Annotated in this window: 11 protein-coding genes; 5 read left to right on the top strand and 6 right to left on the bottom strand. The window is 69.8% G+C overall.

Annotation, left to right across the window (positions count from 1 at the left end):
• Positions 1-185 precede the first annotated feature (185 nt).
• Positions 186-1,607, top strand: a complete 1,422-nt coding sequence (locus ACWFRU_RS04410) for an FG-GAP repeat protein (protein WP_453684569.1) — start codon at positions 186-188, stop codon at positions 1,605-1,607.
• A 239-nt stretch (positions 1,608-1,846) separates the two neighbouring features.
• Here the strand turns inward: ACWFRU_RS04410 and ACWFRU_RS04405 are convergent, their stop codons facing one another.
• Positions 1,847-3,235, bottom strand: coding sequence for an NAD(P)/FAD-dependent oxidoreductase (locus ACWFRU_RS04405; protein ID WP_453684567.1), 1,389 nt, complete (start codon positions 3,233-3,235; stop codon positions 1,847-1,849).
• Between the two features lie 82 nt (positions 3,236-3,317).
• Between ACWFRU_RS04405 and ACWFRU_RS04400 the strand changes: the two genes are divergently transcribed.
• Positions 3,318-4,502, top strand: coding sequence for a carboxylate-amine ligase (locus ACWFRU_RS04400; RefSeq protein ID WP_453684565.1), 1,185 nt, complete (start codon positions 3,318-3,320; stop codon positions 4,500-4,502).
• 91 nt (positions 4,503-4,593) lie between these two features.
• On the opposite strand, the gene ACWFRU_RS04395 is transcribed toward ACWFRU_RS04400, so the two are convergent.
• On the bottom strand, positions 4,594-5,619 hold the full coding sequence (locus ACWFRU_RS04395) for a LacI family DNA-binding transcriptional regulator (protein WP_453684563.1): 1,026 nt from the start codon (positions 5,617-5,619) through the stop codon (positions 4,594-4,596).
• A 114-nt stretch (positions 5,620-5,733) separates the two neighbouring features.
• On the opposite strand from ACWFRU_RS04395, the gene ACWFRU_RS04390 reads away from it, so the two are divergent.
• Positions 5,734-6,585 (top strand): phytanoyl-CoA dioxygenase family protein, encoded by an 852-nt coding sequence (locus ACWFRU_RS04390; RefSeq protein ID WP_453684561.1) that lies wholly within the window; start codon positions 5,734-5,736, stop codon positions 6,583-6,585.
• Positions 6,578-7,981, top strand: coding sequence for a sugar porter family MFS transporter (locus ACWFRU_RS04385; RefSeq protein WP_453684559.1), 1,404 nt, complete (start codon positions 6,578-6,580; stop codon positions 7,979-7,981). The genes ACWFRU_RS04390 and ACWFRU_RS04385 overlap by 8 nt, the downstream gene beginning before the upstream one ends.
• Positions 7,982-8,239: 258 nt before the next feature.
• Here the strand turns inward: ACWFRU_RS04385 and ACWFRU_RS04380 are convergent, their stop codons facing one another.
• The 4 genes from ACWFRU_RS04380 to ACWFRU_RS04365 all read right to left on the bottom strand — a co-directional run bounded on the left by ACWFRU_RS04380 (position 8,240) and on the right by ACWFRU_RS04365 (position 12,582).
• Positions 8,240-9,016, bottom strand: a complete 777-nt coding sequence (locus tag ACWFRU_RS04380; RefSeq protein ID WP_453684557.1) for a hypothetical protein — start codon at positions 9,014-9,016, stop codon at positions 8,240-8,242.
• A gap of 19 nt (positions 9,017-9,035) precedes the next feature.
• On the bottom strand, positions 9,036-9,854 hold the full coding sequence (locus ACWFRU_RS04375; protein WP_453684555.1) for an endonuclease/exonuclease/phosphatase family protein: 819 nt from the start codon (positions 9,852-9,854) through the stop codon (positions 9,036-9,038).
• Positions 9,851-11,152, bottom strand: a complete 1,302-nt coding sequence (locus tag ACWFRU_RS04370; RefSeq protein WP_453684553.1) for a hypothetical protein — start codon at positions 11,150-11,152, stop codon at positions 9,851-9,853. Before ACWFRU_RS04370 ends, ACWFRU_RS04375 begins: the two co-directional genes overlap by 4 nt.
• A gap of 812 nt (positions 11,153-11,964) precedes the next feature.
• Positions 11,965-12,582, bottom strand: a complete 618-nt coding sequence (locus ACWFRU_RS04365) for a TetR/AcrR family transcriptional regulator C-terminal domain-containing protein (RefSeq protein ID WP_453684551.1) — start codon at positions 12,580-12,582, stop codon at positions 11,965-11,967.
• 64 nt (positions 12,583-12,646) lie between these two features.
• Between ACWFRU_RS04365 and ACWFRU_RS04360 the strand changes: the two genes are divergently transcribed.
• Positions 12,647-14,113 carry an FAD-dependent monooxygenase gene (locus ACWFRU_RS04360; RefSeq protein ID WP_453684549.1) on the top strand — a complete coding sequence of 489 codons (1,467 nt, stop codon included), beginning with the start codon at positions 12,647-12,649 and terminating at the stop codon, positions 14,111-14,113.
• Positions 14,114-14,310: the final 197 nt, after the last annotated feature.

Genomic DNA, 14,310 nt, shown 5'->3' with positions numbered 1-14,310 from the left:
CATCGCGGGCTGATGAACACCAGGTTTGCGCCATCGACATCTGAGTAGCGCGGGGTGCTGGTCGTCAGGAGTGGCGGTGGGGGAGCTCGCGGGTGCGTACGTGACACCGGATCTTGGCTCTGCTGTGGCACGTGGCACGTGGCACGTCAGGTTCCTCCGGCACCACCCCTGCGTCAGGAGCCCACGTGTTCGCACCCCGATTCCCCCTCGCCCTGCTGGGCTGCGCAGTCCTCCTGCTCACGGGGTGCACAGGCAACGACGGGAGTCGGGACGGGGCAGCCATCGGTTCAGGGGAGAGGGAGAGCCGTCCGGCCCCCCGGGATCGCGACGGTCGCAGCGAGTCCGGCACCGGAGACTTCGACAAGGACGGCTACGACGACTTCGTCACCGTTGAAGCGAACCGTGCCTCCGGCGGGTCATGGGCTTGGCACGTAGTCGTCGTACCGGGTTCGAAGAGCGGACTGGACGCGGCCCGCGCCACGCGCTACAGCGACGTCTACAGCGGCCCGTTGCTCCGCGGCGACCTGGGCGGCGACGGTTTCACGGACCTGGGCGCCACCCGTGAACCCACGCGACCGGGCCGGAAGGCCGAGCCGGACGCCACCTACCAGGCGGTGGTCATGTTCGGCGGGATGAAGGGCCTCGGCCAGCCGGTGACGGTGGCCGCCCCGCGCCAATTCCTCGCGATGGCCGTTGCCGATGTCAACGGTGACGGGGCCCTCGACCTGATCGACCGCGGCAAGGGGGCGCAGGAGAAGGACCCGAAGCGGATTCCAGGGCGGATCGCTTACGGCCCGTTCGACCGGGACGGCGCCCCGACGCGGCTGGTGGGACAGGACTGGCAGGCCGCCGGAGGCGGAGCCACCTCCGGTGACTTCGACGGCGACGGCTTCGAGGATCTGCTCTTCACCGGCAGTCCGCCCTATGCGGACGACGAGGAGCCGAGCTCAGACCCGGTCCCGGCCGCTGCCTACTTCCGCGGCAGCTCTGACGGGCCTGTCCCGGCCGACCCGCCCCAGGGCCTGGACAACAGCATCGAGGACGGCGTCCTGACGCCGCTGGCCGGTGACGTGAACGGCGATGGCATCTCCGACCTCCTCATCGGGGGAGGCGGCAAAGCGTCGCCGGCCGAAGGTCTTGACCCGGGGCAGCTTTCCATTGTCTACGGTGCGCCGGGCGGCCCCGGTACGGGCCGCCGCACCACGGTGTACAGCCAGGAGACCCCGGGCATCCCCGGCGATTCGCAGGGCAAGGACAGGTTCGGCGCGGTCTCCGGTACCGGCGACGTGAACGACGACGGGCATCCGGACCTGGTGGTCAACACGCCGGGCGAGGACAAGGCGGGCCGCTTCACCCTGCTGCCCGGCGCGACCGACGGTGCCGGCCCCGACCCGTCCCGGGCCACCGCCTTCGATGCGACGGCTTACGGCGAGGAATCGATCAGCGCCACCATGCCGCTGCTGGATATCAACGGCGACAGGTATACGGACGTGGTGGCCGAGACGCCGGGCGGCCTTCTGCTCTTTTCCGGAGGCGCAGCAGAGTTCCCCGCCAGGGAACCGAAACTCACCGGAGCCGCGAAGGTGGGGATGGGGGTGCGGAACTGACGCTGCGGGCTCCCTCACCTCCGCGCCGATTTCGTTGCGTGGACGTCGGTTGTCCTCTCAGCGCGAGTGGGCCGGGCGCGTGAACCGGCCGTGGCGCGTGAACCGGCCGAACTCGCGGCGGTGCCTTCGTCGGGTGAGGCGACGCAGCTCCCAGGACTTGCAGCGGTGGAAAGCACGGCGGTCTCAGCGTGGTCGGCTGCGCGCGGCGGATGGCGGCATCTCGCCCCGTGGCGGGGGTGTCACGTCGCGCGGAGCAGCCGGGGGTGGGGGTCAAGGCCGAGGTAGAGGCCCGCTGTCGCGTGGGCGGGGTCGCTGGGCAGGTGCAGCATGTGGCTGGTTCCGTGGCCGCCGAGCCCTTGGGCGCGGTGCCCGTTACGAGGCTCGGTGAGTCGGCGCTGTACGAAGCCCACGGCGTCCTGCTGGGCGTCGTGGAGGTCATCGACGCCGGTGATGATGTTGAGGAAGGACTCGTGCAGGCGCAGGTCGTTCTGGTCGCGGTGGCTCAGGGTCTGGGCCTTGTGGAAGTAGGCATCCCGCCCGTCGTGGATCCGGTAGAACGCGCTGACCAGCAGGAGCAGCCGCTCGTACGCGTGACGGTAGGCGGTGTCGTAGAAGCGGCGGGCGGCCGGCTCGTCCACGTCCCCCTGCATGATGCTGGTGAGGGAAGCCGAGGCGAGCAGGCCGCTGTACATGGCCAGGTGGACTCCGGTGGACAGCAGCGGGTCGAGGAAGCAGGCGGCGTCCCCGGCGAGGAAGTATCCGGGCCCGCTGAAGTGTTGGGATACGTACGAGTAGTCGCTTTCGACCTTCAACTCCGAGGTGAGTCGGGCGTTTTCGAGCAAGCGCACCAGCGCGGGGCAGCGGCTGAGGGCCTGCCGGTAGAGGGCGTCGACGGAACCCGTGCGCCGGCGTGCTTCGTTGAAGGAACGCTTGTCGGTGACCAGGCCGAGGCTGAGAGTGCCGTCGTGCAGGGGGATGGCCCAGAACCAGCCGCTGTCGGGCAGCGAGAACACGCCGATGGCCCCGGCGGGAGCCTGGGGCAGGGGCGGGGCATCGCGCCAGTAGCCCCATGCCGCGACGTTGCGGAACACGTCGTGGAACCTGCGGTGGCGCAACTGGCGGGCGCTGAGCACGCCGGCCCTGCCGCTCGCGTCGATGACGTGCCGGAAGGCCGTGGTGCCGTACTGCCCTTCACCGGTCGACCATGTGGCGGTGGCGGCCCGGTCGCCGTCCCACTGGACGCGGCGTACGGAGACTCCTTCGCGCACGTCGGCGCCCCGGCGCCGGGCGTGCTGGAGGAGCAGGTGGTCGAACTCGGACCGGACGACCTGGAAGCTGTAGGCGGACGGTCTGCCCGGCTCGTCGAAGCCGAGTGACCACTCCTCGCCGCCCCAGCCGTAGAAGGCGCCCGTCTTGCGGACGAAGCCGTGGCTTTCGACCAGCTGCCTGGCCCCCATCACGTCGAGGAGCGGCAGCAGGGACGGCAGGAGTGACTCGCCCACGTGGTAGCGGGGGAAGTGTTCCCTCTCCAGGAGCGTGACCCCAAGCCCTTGGCGGGCCAGGAGCGCGGCGGCCGTCGAGCCTGCGGGCCCGCCGCCGATGACCAGGACGTCTGTCGCTTCCGGCACAGAGTGCTCCCTCGACCTGGTCGCGTGGCTGCGGCTGACCACTCCGGCCTGCCTGGTCACCATAAGTGACAGACTCTTCACTATGAAGAGTCAAAAGTGGTCACGCCCGTCAACGCAGGGTCCGACAACCGGCGTTGGGGAGTGTCGCGAGGGCGCGGACGAGATCGCGTCCCTGACGATCGGGGTCGAGGAGGAGTACCTGCTCGTGGATCCCGCGTCCCGGCAGGTGAGCCCGGAGGCCGACAAGGTCGTCGCCGAGGCGGCGACCGAACTGGGCGCTCGCGTCACCACGGAGATCACCCGCTACCAGGTCGAGATCCGCACCGATCCCCACACCAGCCTGGCGGACCTGGGCGACCAACTGCGCGCCGCACGCCACGTGGTGGCGCGGGCTGCGGCCCGGTTCGGACTGCGCATCATCTCCAGCGGCACCCCTGTCCTGGGCCAGGACACCCCCGTGCCCTTGACGCCAGGCCCCCGCTACGCGAAAAGCGCCGCCATGTTCCGCGCCCTGGACGACGAACAGAGCGCCTGCGCCTGCCACGTCCACCTCGGCGTACCCGACCTGACCACCGCCCTGGGGTTGAGCAACCACCTGCGTCCTTGGCTTCCCGCCCTCATCGCGCTCACCGCCAACTCGCCGTACTGGGCCGGGCAGGACACCGGATACGCGAGCTGGCGGACCATGACCTGGGGGCGCTGGCCGGTGGCGGGACCACCTCCGCACTTCGAGTCCCGTACCCACTTCGACGACCTGGTCGAGGGCCTCATCGCATCGGGCACCGTCATGGACCGGGGCGGCCTCTACTGGGACATCCGCCCGTCCCATCATGTGCCCACCTTGGAGGTCCGCGTCGCCGACGCCTGCCCGACCGTGGAGGACACACTGCTGCTCGCCGCGGTCCTGAAGGGCCTGGCCATCCGCGCCCTTGAGGCCGTACGCCATGCGCGCCCCGCTCCGCGGCCGCAGCCGGAGATGCTGCGCGCCGCGTGCTGGCGAGCGGCGCGCGACGGCCTGTCCGGACAAGCGGTCAACCCGCACACCGGCCGCCTCGCCCCCGCCTCGGCACAGCTCGACCGGCTTCTCGACGCGGTACGCCCGGCCTTGACGGCCTCGGGCGACCTCCCGACTCTTGAGTACGCGGAAGCACTGCTGCGTGCACAAGGCAACGGCGCCGACCGCCAGCGGGCCGCTCACCAGCACGGCCGGGACCTCAACGACGTGGTCGACCACCTGATCCGCGCCGCAGCAACGATCCGCGTCTGAGGTGGTGCGTCCCGCGCAAAACGGCGGAGCAGAGGCAGCAAGAACAACTCTCCCCGGAGACGGATACCTGGGGTGCCTTGTTCGAGGCGTCCTACCTGACGGTGCGTGGAGGGCCGCTGGTCGCACGTTTCTCGAGGCGGTGCGGGATCACTATGTCCAGTGGTGGGACGGTGGTTGCGGGACTGTAGATGCGATCTGCCAGGCACTGCAGGGCTCGTTCCGCGATTTGACGCTTGTCAGGGACCACGGTGGTCAGAGGCGGGTTGGCATACTGACCGTCCTCGATGCCGTCGAACCCCACCACGGCGATGTCCTGGGGGATACGGATGCCCTGCTGGTGGGCGACGTGGAGGGCGCCAAGGGCGAGTTCGTCACTGAACGCGAAGATGGCGTCGGGACGTGTGTGCTCCTTCAGGAGAGCCGTCATGGCCGTGGCGCCGTCTGCGCGGTGCAGGGTGGTCACCGCTTTCTCCAGGCGGGAATCCGGTGCCAGGCCGGCACGCCGCAATGCCTGGTGATAGCCGGCCAGACGCTGCCTTGCCGTCTCGTTGTGCAGGTGGGGCTGCAGACCGATCGCGGCGATGCGTCTGCGTCCGGACTCGATCAGGTGACTCGTGGCTTCGTCTGCGGCGAGGACGTTGTCGACGGCGACGCGGTCGGCCGCCCCGTGGGGCGGCTGCTCGCCCAGGAGGACGACCGGTACGTCGCGGGACCGGGCCTTCAGCTCGCCCGGACCCAGCGACCACGGACTGATGATGAGTCCGTCGACCAGGCGGTCACCGGCGCCTTCCAGGAGGCGTTTTTCTGCCTCGGGGTCGCCGAAGGTCTGGTCGATGGCAACGGTCCACGAGCGCTGTTGGGCGGCATCGACGATCAGGCTGGCGAGTTCGCCGAAGTAGGGCGAGTGGAGTTCGGGAATGGCCAGGCCGATGAGCCCGGTTCGACCGGCTCGCAGATTGCGCGCGGCGATGTTGGGACGGTAGCCCAACTGGTCCAGAGCGGCCTGGACCCGGGTCCGCGTCTCCTCGGCAACGGGCACAGACCCGCTGACCACGTTGGAAACGGTGCGGGGTGACACACCGGCGAGGGCGGCGACGTCCTTCAAACGACTGCTCACAGCCCACATCCTCGCATGCGGCGACGACCGAAACCAAGATCCGAATCTGGCTATTGCCACGTTGCAATCAACGTTGCAGGATGAGCGGCGTCATCCAGCGCAAGGAGGCGCAGCATGAGCGTGCACACTTTCCCCGACGTCCCCGTCGCCGACCTGGACATCGATGTGTCGGCGGACGTGGAGAGCCTGTACACGGAGGGCATCACGGCACGGAAGGGGGCGTTCACGAAGGAGTGGGCGGACCAGCTCGGAGAGGATGTGAACAGGGCATTCGCGCAGGCGCTTCAGCGCCCGGACGGTGCCGTGGGCCGCGGCCCGAACCGCTTCTACGTGGAGATCCACCCCGAGCAGATCAGGGGCTTCGTGGAACTGGTGGACCACCCGTGGGTGCGTTCGCTGTGCAGCGCGACGCTGGGCCCCGACTACCGCATCGTGGAGCTGGGCTTCGACGTGCCCCTGGAAGGCGCCGTGAACCAGCCCTGGCACCGCGACTTCCCCATCCCGCAGGAGACGCGGCGCGAGCGGCGCCTGACCTCCCTGGCCATCAACGTGACCACGGTCGACACGGCCGAGGACATGGGCCCCTTCGAGATCGCACCAGGCACTCAGTGGGACGACGGCCCGGACTTCGAGCACGGCATGTTCCCGCCCAAGTCCCTCTACAGCCGCTACGAGGAACGGGCCGTGCGCAAGTATCCGCAGCGCGGTGACATCTCGGCCCGGACCGCGCTGACGATCCACCGGGGTACCACCAACCATTCCGCGAAGCCCCGCCCCGTGCTCATCCTGGGCGTGGACGGCCCCGAGGCGAACAACGGCGACCGTCACGACACCGCCGTGACCTCCGCCTTCTGGAAGACGCTGCCCGAGCGGGTACGCAGGCACCTGGACTGCCCCATCGTCGACGAGCTGACGCCGATCACGCAGAAGCACACCATCGAGGGCTTGGTCATGGGCGATGCCTGAGGTCATCACGCCGGCGCCGAAAACCCCGCCCGCCACCACCCGTCAGCCGGCCCTGGTCTATGCGGTGGCTGCCGTGTCGGCCGTCGGCGGCCTGCTCTTCGGCTACGACACGGGCATCATCTCCGGCGCCCTGCTGTACCTGCGCCAGGACCTCGATCTGTCCTCACGCGAGCAGGAGATCGTGGTCAGCGTCATTCTGGTCGGCGCCATGGTCGGCGCCCTGGGCTCGGGACGTCTCGCGGGTCGTTTCGGACGGCGCAGGGTGGTCATGTGGGTGGCCGCCGTGTTCGCGGTGGGCGCTGTGGGGGCCGCCCTGGCCCCTGGGACGGAAACGCTCGTCGCGGCGCGCTTCGTCCTGGGCCTGGCCGTTGGCGGAGCATCGAACATGGTTCCCGTCTACATCGCGGAGGTGGCGCCCGCCGCCATCCGGGGCCGGCTCATGGTCCTGTTTCAACTCATGGTCGCCATCGGCCAGTTGCTCGCCTACCTGTGTGGCTGGCTGTTCGCCGGCAGCGGGGGATGGCGCATCATGTTCGCGCTGGCCGTCCTCCCCGCGGTCGTGTTGGCCGTTGGCATGGTCAAGCTGCCGGAGAGCCCGCGCTGGCTCGTGGACAACAACCGCGCAGGCGACGCGCAGGCGGTCCTGCAACGGCTGCGTCCGCAGGGCGCAGACGTCGCGGCAGAGATCGCCGGCATCCGGGACATCGCCACCGCGGCACCGCCGGGCAACCGGCGCGCCATGGCGCAGCCCTGGGTGCGCCCCGCCCTGGTCGTCGCTCTGGGCGTTGCTGCCTTCTCCCAGCTCACCGGCATCAACGCGATCGTCTACTACGCACCGACCATGCTGTCGGATGCCGGGTTCGGCGACTCCATCGCTCTGCTGACCGGGATCGGAATCGGAGTGATGCTCGTCGTGGCGGGCATCAGCGGCGCGATCGCCGTGGACGCGATCGGGCGGCGCCGGACGATGCTGGTGTTCATCCCGCTGTCCGGGCTCTCCATGGCCGTCCTGGGCGTGGCCTTCCTTGTGGGCGACTCCACGGGCCAGCACTGGGTGGTCATCGTCTCGCTGTTCGCCTACATCCTCTTCAACGGGATCGGCATGCAGTCGGTCGTGTGGCTGATCGCCCCGGAAATCCTTCCGCTGAGCGTGCGAGGACCGGCGACGAGCCTGGCCACGCTGACGGTCTGGGGGTTCGATCTGCTGATCGCGGTCACCGCACTCACCGCGATCAACGCCATCGGCCGCTCGGGCACCTTCTTCGTCTATGCGGCCATGAACGTCCTGTGCGTGGTCTTCGTCCTGCTCAAGGTCCCAGAGACACGCAACAAGTCGCTGGAAGACATCGAAAAGGCCCTCCGGGCCCCGGGACCCTTGCGCCAGAACCTGCGCTGACGAAGTCGTACGCTGAGGCCCGACTCCGCAGAGGTGTACACGCGATGCTGGTGACACGCCTGAAAGCGTGTAGCACCGGGGGTTGATCCGCGATTGACGAGCGTTGCATGGTCCCGATGCGGTTTTGGCGTGGAGTGACGGTTCCAGCTCCCATTCGGGCCTCGGGTCCGGCAACGACACCCCACCTGCGGTGCAGCGCTGTGCCGAGCCCGGTCGTATGCCGCCCGCTTCGCGGCGGATTTCTTCCCACCCGCCCGTTCACCACGCGCTGAGTCCGCCCACGGCCGGGGCGGTACCGGTGTCGGTGAGGGATGCCGCCAGGGCCGTCAGTACCGAGCGGAATTCGTGCTGCGTCAGGGCGGCCTTGTGCACCGCCGTCGGGTGGCGGTCGACAGTGCTGTACACGTCCGTGTGCGGGCGGCGTTCGGTGCCCGTTTCCAAGAACAGCGTCAGGGCCTCGCTGCCCGGATCGCACCAGGCGCGGTGCAGCGCGAGCGGGCCCAACGCATACGACGCGCCCGCGACGTAGCGAACCGTGTGAACGAGCCGGAGGCGGGCCGATCCCCGGTGCAGGAGCAGCCAGTCGGCGCCGTCCGCGGACAACTGCTCCCGATACGCGGTAACCGTGACGCCGCCGTCGGCGGAGCCGCCCCCCGGCCCCTCGGACACGTACAGATCGGACCGCAGCTCACCGCGCACCACCGCGGAAGCCAGCGCGGAACGGTGGTTGTGGATGTCCAGCCTCTCGTCCGGCCCGGATGCCCGCCACGCGTGCAGCCGAAGGGTATAGGGGTACCCGCCGTCGATGAGGAGCAGTCGCCATTGGCAGCCCAAAGTGTCACGGTACGAGCGCCGCGCGCAGGCGGCAGTGGTCTCCGCGCCGGTCGCGAGTTCGGTGAGCATTCCCAGCAGGGTTGGTTCATCCGCCAGTTCGGCCACCGTGGCTCGCGCCACGTCGAGCCGCCGCGCTTCTGGGACATCGCCGCCCAGCGTGGCCTCCAAGCGTTCGCGCACCCGCATCAGATGTTCTCCCACCCTCTCCACCCACCTCCGTTCAGGGACCACCACCGCAGCCCGAACGCGCGTCCTCGTAGGGGAGTTGGAAGACGGCCACACAGGCCAGGTGATCCGAGAAGTTGGGGACGGTCACCGACTCGGTGAGGACCAAGTCGGGAGAGTGCAGGACATCGTCCACGCTGCGATCCCGCTGAGTGGGCCGTCCGTCAAAGGCGCTGGCCAGGGGGACGCCCAGCGTGTCGAGCAGCAGACCCGAAGCGTTCGCGTTGAAGTCGCCGCACACCAGGAGCCGCCCCGGCCGGCCGGGCCGGTCCAGCTCGTCGGCGAGCGCGCGCCAGATGTCCTTGAACTCCGGCTCTGCCGCGTCCCGTCGGAACAGGTAGAAGGGGAACGAGTGCAGCGACACGACATCGACCTCGACCTCGCCCAGGTCGACAGTCACGCGCACGTAGCCCTTGTCGTGGCTGTGGATCTCCTGACCGTCCAGGACGACGCGAAGCCCCGGGTTGGGCAGCACGTACCGTCCCATGTTCCGCAGCGGGAAGCGACTGGCCACGGCTACGCCGCTGCGGCGGCCCGGCGTGAACGAGGAGGCGTGCAGCGGATGCGCCGCCAGGTGTCGTAGCGGGGTCCGCCGCCGCACTTCGGCGAGCAGTTCCGCGTGTCCGTGCCGGTCGAAGCCCACCTCCTGGAACGCGGCCACGTCCACGTTCCGTTCGGTGATCATGGCGAGCACCTCCTCGGTCGTACGCGGGTCCGCGGGGCCCACCCCGTTCGCGAAGGCGCCGCTCGCACCGTCGACCCCCTCGTGCAGGTTCCAGCTGACGACCGTGAGGGTGCGGCGCTGCGTGTTCACAGGGCCCCTGGCCCCTGGGGAAGTGGAGTGGCCCGCAGTGCGTACTCCCGCATCGTCACCGCCCCTTGGTAAGCCAGCCAGATCGGTTGTCTGCCGTCGTGCCATCGCCAGGTGCCATCCTTGAAGCAGTCGAGGGTGGATTGTGCGGTCGTGGCCAGCAATTCGGGCGCCTCAGGTGCGCCGGGCAGCAGCAGGGCCCTCGTCACCCATGCCGGGGTGAAGTGGCCTACCAGTAAGGCGTCCACGGTTCCGTCCGCCATGGGTCGGCGCACCTGTTCGTCCATGAGGCGCAGTTCGAGGTCTGTCCCGCACAGCCATCTGAGTCCGGCCCCGGCCACGCGGGCGAAGGGCCCACCGTCCGGCAGCGCTCCGGCCGCGCGGTGCAGGGCCAGGGTGGCACGCGCAGTGTGCGCGGCGGACGGCTCCGTCGCGTGCAGGCTCTCTCCCCAGGAGGCCGTACCGCCGCCCGTCGCAGCCGCGCCGGGTCGGGCTGCGTCGGCCAGCCGGTGGAGGAGACGGAGCAGCCCGGGGGACTGCGGCGCAATCTCGGCCAGCGCAGCTACGACGATCGTGAGCACTGTGGTGGACTCCATGCCGAGCGGGTCTTCGCCGGGATCGAGCATGTCCTCCAGCACGCCGGTCAGTTGCTCGCGCGTCGCGTCGTCGAGACCGCTGCGCACCATCGCGGCCAACACCCACGCGGTGACCTCGGGCCGACCGCGGTCCCGCTGCGTACTGGCCGCCCAGCCGCCGCCGGTCTTCTGGAGCGCGAGCAGCGAGTCGAGCACCCGGCGCCTGCACACGCGCGGCTCGCGCAGGTCGCACGCCGCGAGCATGCGCAGCCCGTACGAGGTGCCGATCGCGGTAGGTGGTACGTGGTGGTCGTCCAGGTACTGCGACCACCCGGCCAGATCCTCGCCACGGTGTGACAGCACGCGGAACTCGGCCAGCACGCTGTGCGCCGAGTCGTCGACCAGTCGTCTAACGGAGACCTCCGCCGGGGGCAGGAGCGATGTGGGCGGTTCCTGTTCGACGGACCGGCTCGTCCGCCACTGCACCGCCATCCGCAGGACCAACCCCAGGCACAGGGCGCAGAGTCCGGCGAACAGGTACCGGAGCACGGAGAGAGTGAACCAGTCCTCCGGCAGCGCGTAGTCGAGCAGCGCCTTGTAGGCGACGAGCGCCGCGGCGAATGGCCCCAGGGCGACGAGTGCGTCGGTGAGCCGCCGGACAGCCCCGGGCGGGGCGTGGGGCGACGGGGTGGGGGTGGCGGCGCCCGTACGGGTGTGGTGCGTCATCACATCGCCTCCCCGACCGGCCGCGCGCGAGCCGGTAGGCGGCAGGATAGCCGCGATGCCCCGAAACGTTGACCGCTGCTGTCTGGTCCGCGTCAGGATCCCGGCCCCCCACCACCACGAACCGCCTGCTCTGCTCCGCCGACTCGCTTCCCCCTGAGGAGATCGCGGCGAGCCGGCCAAGGCGGCGCACTGCCCGGCGCGCTTGGATTCCTGACAGGCTTCGATCGAACAGCGGCTGGCATGTCGGCCCGGTCCCGGGTCTCGCCGCGCGGCTCGGCAGACGCGGTGACCGACCAAGCCCAGCTGCCCGCCGGCGAATTGACCGCACAGGCTCGCCACTTGTCCGTGGGCTGCCCAGCGTCCCTCTTGAGTCGGTCGGCACGCGGCTTGAGCCGCTCGGCGCAAGGGGATTGTCAGCGGCTGGCGGAGGCGGGGTTTGCTGGTCAGGGCTGGCAGAGCCGTGGCACGGGTCCGCGAAGCCCGGCAAAGGGCCCAGTCGGCGCGCCAGTAGCTGCAGACGGGCGTCCAGGAGCGAGGAGCACTCACGCCTCATCCAACGACCGCAAACGGCGGCAGTCACAAAGACAGCCCAGGACACCCATCCGTGGTGGCGCCCCCGCACGTGCGGAGATGGCCCCTGGCGGTCTGCCCATCTTTGCGGGGAGGGCAACAGGGTGAGGTCGGATAGGCCGCGTACTCGGTGTGGGCGTCGACCCAGTTCTGGTGCTGTGCCACCGCGAGAGCGGAGGGGAGGCCCTGGTCCAGGACGGTGACGCCCGGCAGCACCGCAAGGAGTAGGGAGCCGACCCGTTTCACACCCCCAGGATGCGGGAGAGCCCGTAGTCGAAGCGCTCGTCGAAGGAGGTGTCCTCGAAGTACGCGGCGGCTCGGGACAGCGAGGGGTATTCGCCCGTGTCCAGCCCTCGTGCGAACGCCGGGCCCCTCGCGTCAGGAAGCGCCTGTTCCTCCTGGGCCAGCCCCAAGGTGAAGTAGACAAGGCTCCAGCCGGTCCAGACCGCCTCGCGTTCCTTCAGCCCGCCGGCCAGCAGCGCCTCGGTCATCAGGTCGGCGAAGCGGAGGGTGGCGGGTTCTGCGGCGTAGGTACCGGCCACGATCCTGGCCCCGTCCCGGTGGGCCAGCAAGGCGCGGCGGTAGCGGTGCAGCAGTTCGCGAACCCGTGGTTCCCAGGGCTCGGGCAGTCCGTCCACCGACGCCCCGGACACGATCGCGTCCGCCATCAGCTCCGACAGCCGCGCCTTGGTCTTGGCATGCCAGAGCACCGTGTTCATCCGGACGCCGAGCCGATCCGCGATGCCCCGGATCGAGAGCCCATCAGCGCCCTTCTCCTCCAGCAGTTCCAGGGCCGCCCGCACCACCGCTCCGGGGTCGAGCCGAGCACGGGCGAGATCATCCGCTTGCTTCTTGGTCACCGACCTAGTCTACTGGGCACACGCCGTCTTGGTCACTGACCAAGAGAGTTCTTGAGGAGCTGCCATGGAGCACGAACACGTAGTCATCGCAGGAGGCGGCCCCACCGGGCTGTGGCTGGCCGCCGAACTGCGGCTGGGCGGGATACCCGTCACCGTCCTGGAAGCCCGCCGCCAGCGGGACCCCCACTCCAAGGCACTCACCATCCATCCGCGCACACTGGAGGTCCTGGCCACCCGGGGTGTGCAGGAGTCCTTCCTCGCGGAGGGGCGGCGCATCCCCAGCGGCCACTTCGGCGGGCTCGACGACCGGTTGGACTTCGGGGTCCTCGACACCCCCTACCCCTTCACACTCGCCCTGCCGCAGGCCCGCACCGAGGAGCTACTGGAGGAGCACGCGCATGCGGCCGGAGCCAAAATCCGGCGCGGGCACCAAGTGACCGGACTTACCCAGGACGAAGAGGGGGTGAGCGTGAAGGTAACCGGCCCCGACGGACCGTACACACTGCGCGCCGACTACATCGTCGGCTGCGACGGCACCCGAAGCACCGTGCGCGAAACGGCGGGCATCGACTTCCCCGGTAACGACGCCACCACCTGGGGCTTCCTGGGCGACGTCGTCCTGGACAACCCGCCACAGGAAGCGGTGCTGTCCGTGTCAGGCCCGACCGGCGGCGTCATGATCGTCCCGATGCCGGGCGGCATCCACCGCATCGTCGGCGGTGACCCCGACAGCAACGGCACCGGCCACCCCGGCGAACTCACCCTCGACGGGCTGCGCGCCAAGGTGACCCGGATCGCCGGCACCGACTTCGGCATGCGTGACCCGAGCTGGCTCTCCCGATTCGGCAACGCCACCCGCCAGGCCGCCGAGTACCGCAGGGGCCGCGTCCTCCTCGCGGGCGACGCGGCGCACATGCACTACCCGGCCGGAGGCGTGGGCCTCAACGTCGGCATCCAGGACGCCACGAACCTCGGCTGGAAACTGGCCGCCACCGTGGCAGGCACTGCCCCCGCCGGACTCCTGGACAGCTACCACACCGAACGCCACCCGGTCGGCGCCGACCTACTGCTCAACACCCGCGCCCAGACGGCACTGATGAACGGCTACTCGGCGGAGGGCCAAGACCTGCGCACACTCCTGAGCCAACTCATCGCCACCGTACCCGAGTTCTCCCGACGCCTGGCCGAACGGCTCTCCGCGCTGGCCGTCACCTACCAGGCCCCCGCACACCACCACCCCCTGACCGGTCACCGCGCACCCAACCTCGAACTCGGCAACAACGCAGACCTCTTCACACTGCTCCGGGCCGGCCGCCACGTCCTGCTGCACTTCACCGGCACCCCGGCACGGCCCTCCACCGCCCAACTGATCACGCACACTGCCCACCGGCCCGACCCGCGCCCCGCCTGGTCCACCGTGCGTGCCGCACTCATCCGCCCCGACGGCCATGTCGCCTGGGCAAGCGAACAGCCCGACGCCGAAGTTCTGCGGGCGGAGGCACACGCGGCGGTATCCGCGACTCACCGCTGACCAGGACGCTGTCGAACGGCCGCGGAGTCCACTGGTAATGCTGCCGCAATCCCCTCAAGGCTCGAGCCTCGAGAGGATTGCGGGTCAGCGCCGACGGCACTCTTAGGCACTGTTTCTCGGATCTCCTGACGTGGGTGGGTAGTTGGCGTCAGGCTGGTCGTATGGGTCGTGGTGATTTAACGAATGCGGAGTGGGAC

The organism is Streptomyces sp. NPDC055099, assembly GCF_053607685.1.
Note: the sequence above shows the minus strand (reverse complement) of the source record. Positions and strands in the feature narration are given on the sequence as shown.

What these genes read in the sequence shown, in the direction of transcription:
- ACWFRU_RS04400 (WP_453684565.1), top strand. Translation starts at nt 3,318, where the DNA reads ATGAAGAGTCAAAAGTGGTCACGCCCGTCAACGCAGGGTCCGACAACC.
- ACWFRU_RS04390 (WP_453684561.1), top strand. Translation starts at nt 5,734, where the DNA reads ATGAGCGTGCACACTTTCCCCGACGTCCCCGTCGCCGACCTGGACATC.
- ACWFRU_RS04385 (WP_453684559.1), top strand. Translation starts at nt 6,578, where the DNA reads ATGCCTGAGGTCATCACGCCGGCGCCGAAAACCCCGCCCGCCACCACC.
- ACWFRU_RS04370 (WP_453684553.1), bottom strand. Translation starts at nt 11,152, where the DNA reads ATGACGCACCACACCCGTACGGGCGCCGCCACCCCCACCCCGTCGCCC.
- ACWFRU_RS04360 (WP_453684549.1), top strand. Translation starts at nt 12,647, where the DNA reads ATGGAGCACGAACACGTAGTCATCGCAGGAGGCGGCCCCACCGGGCTG.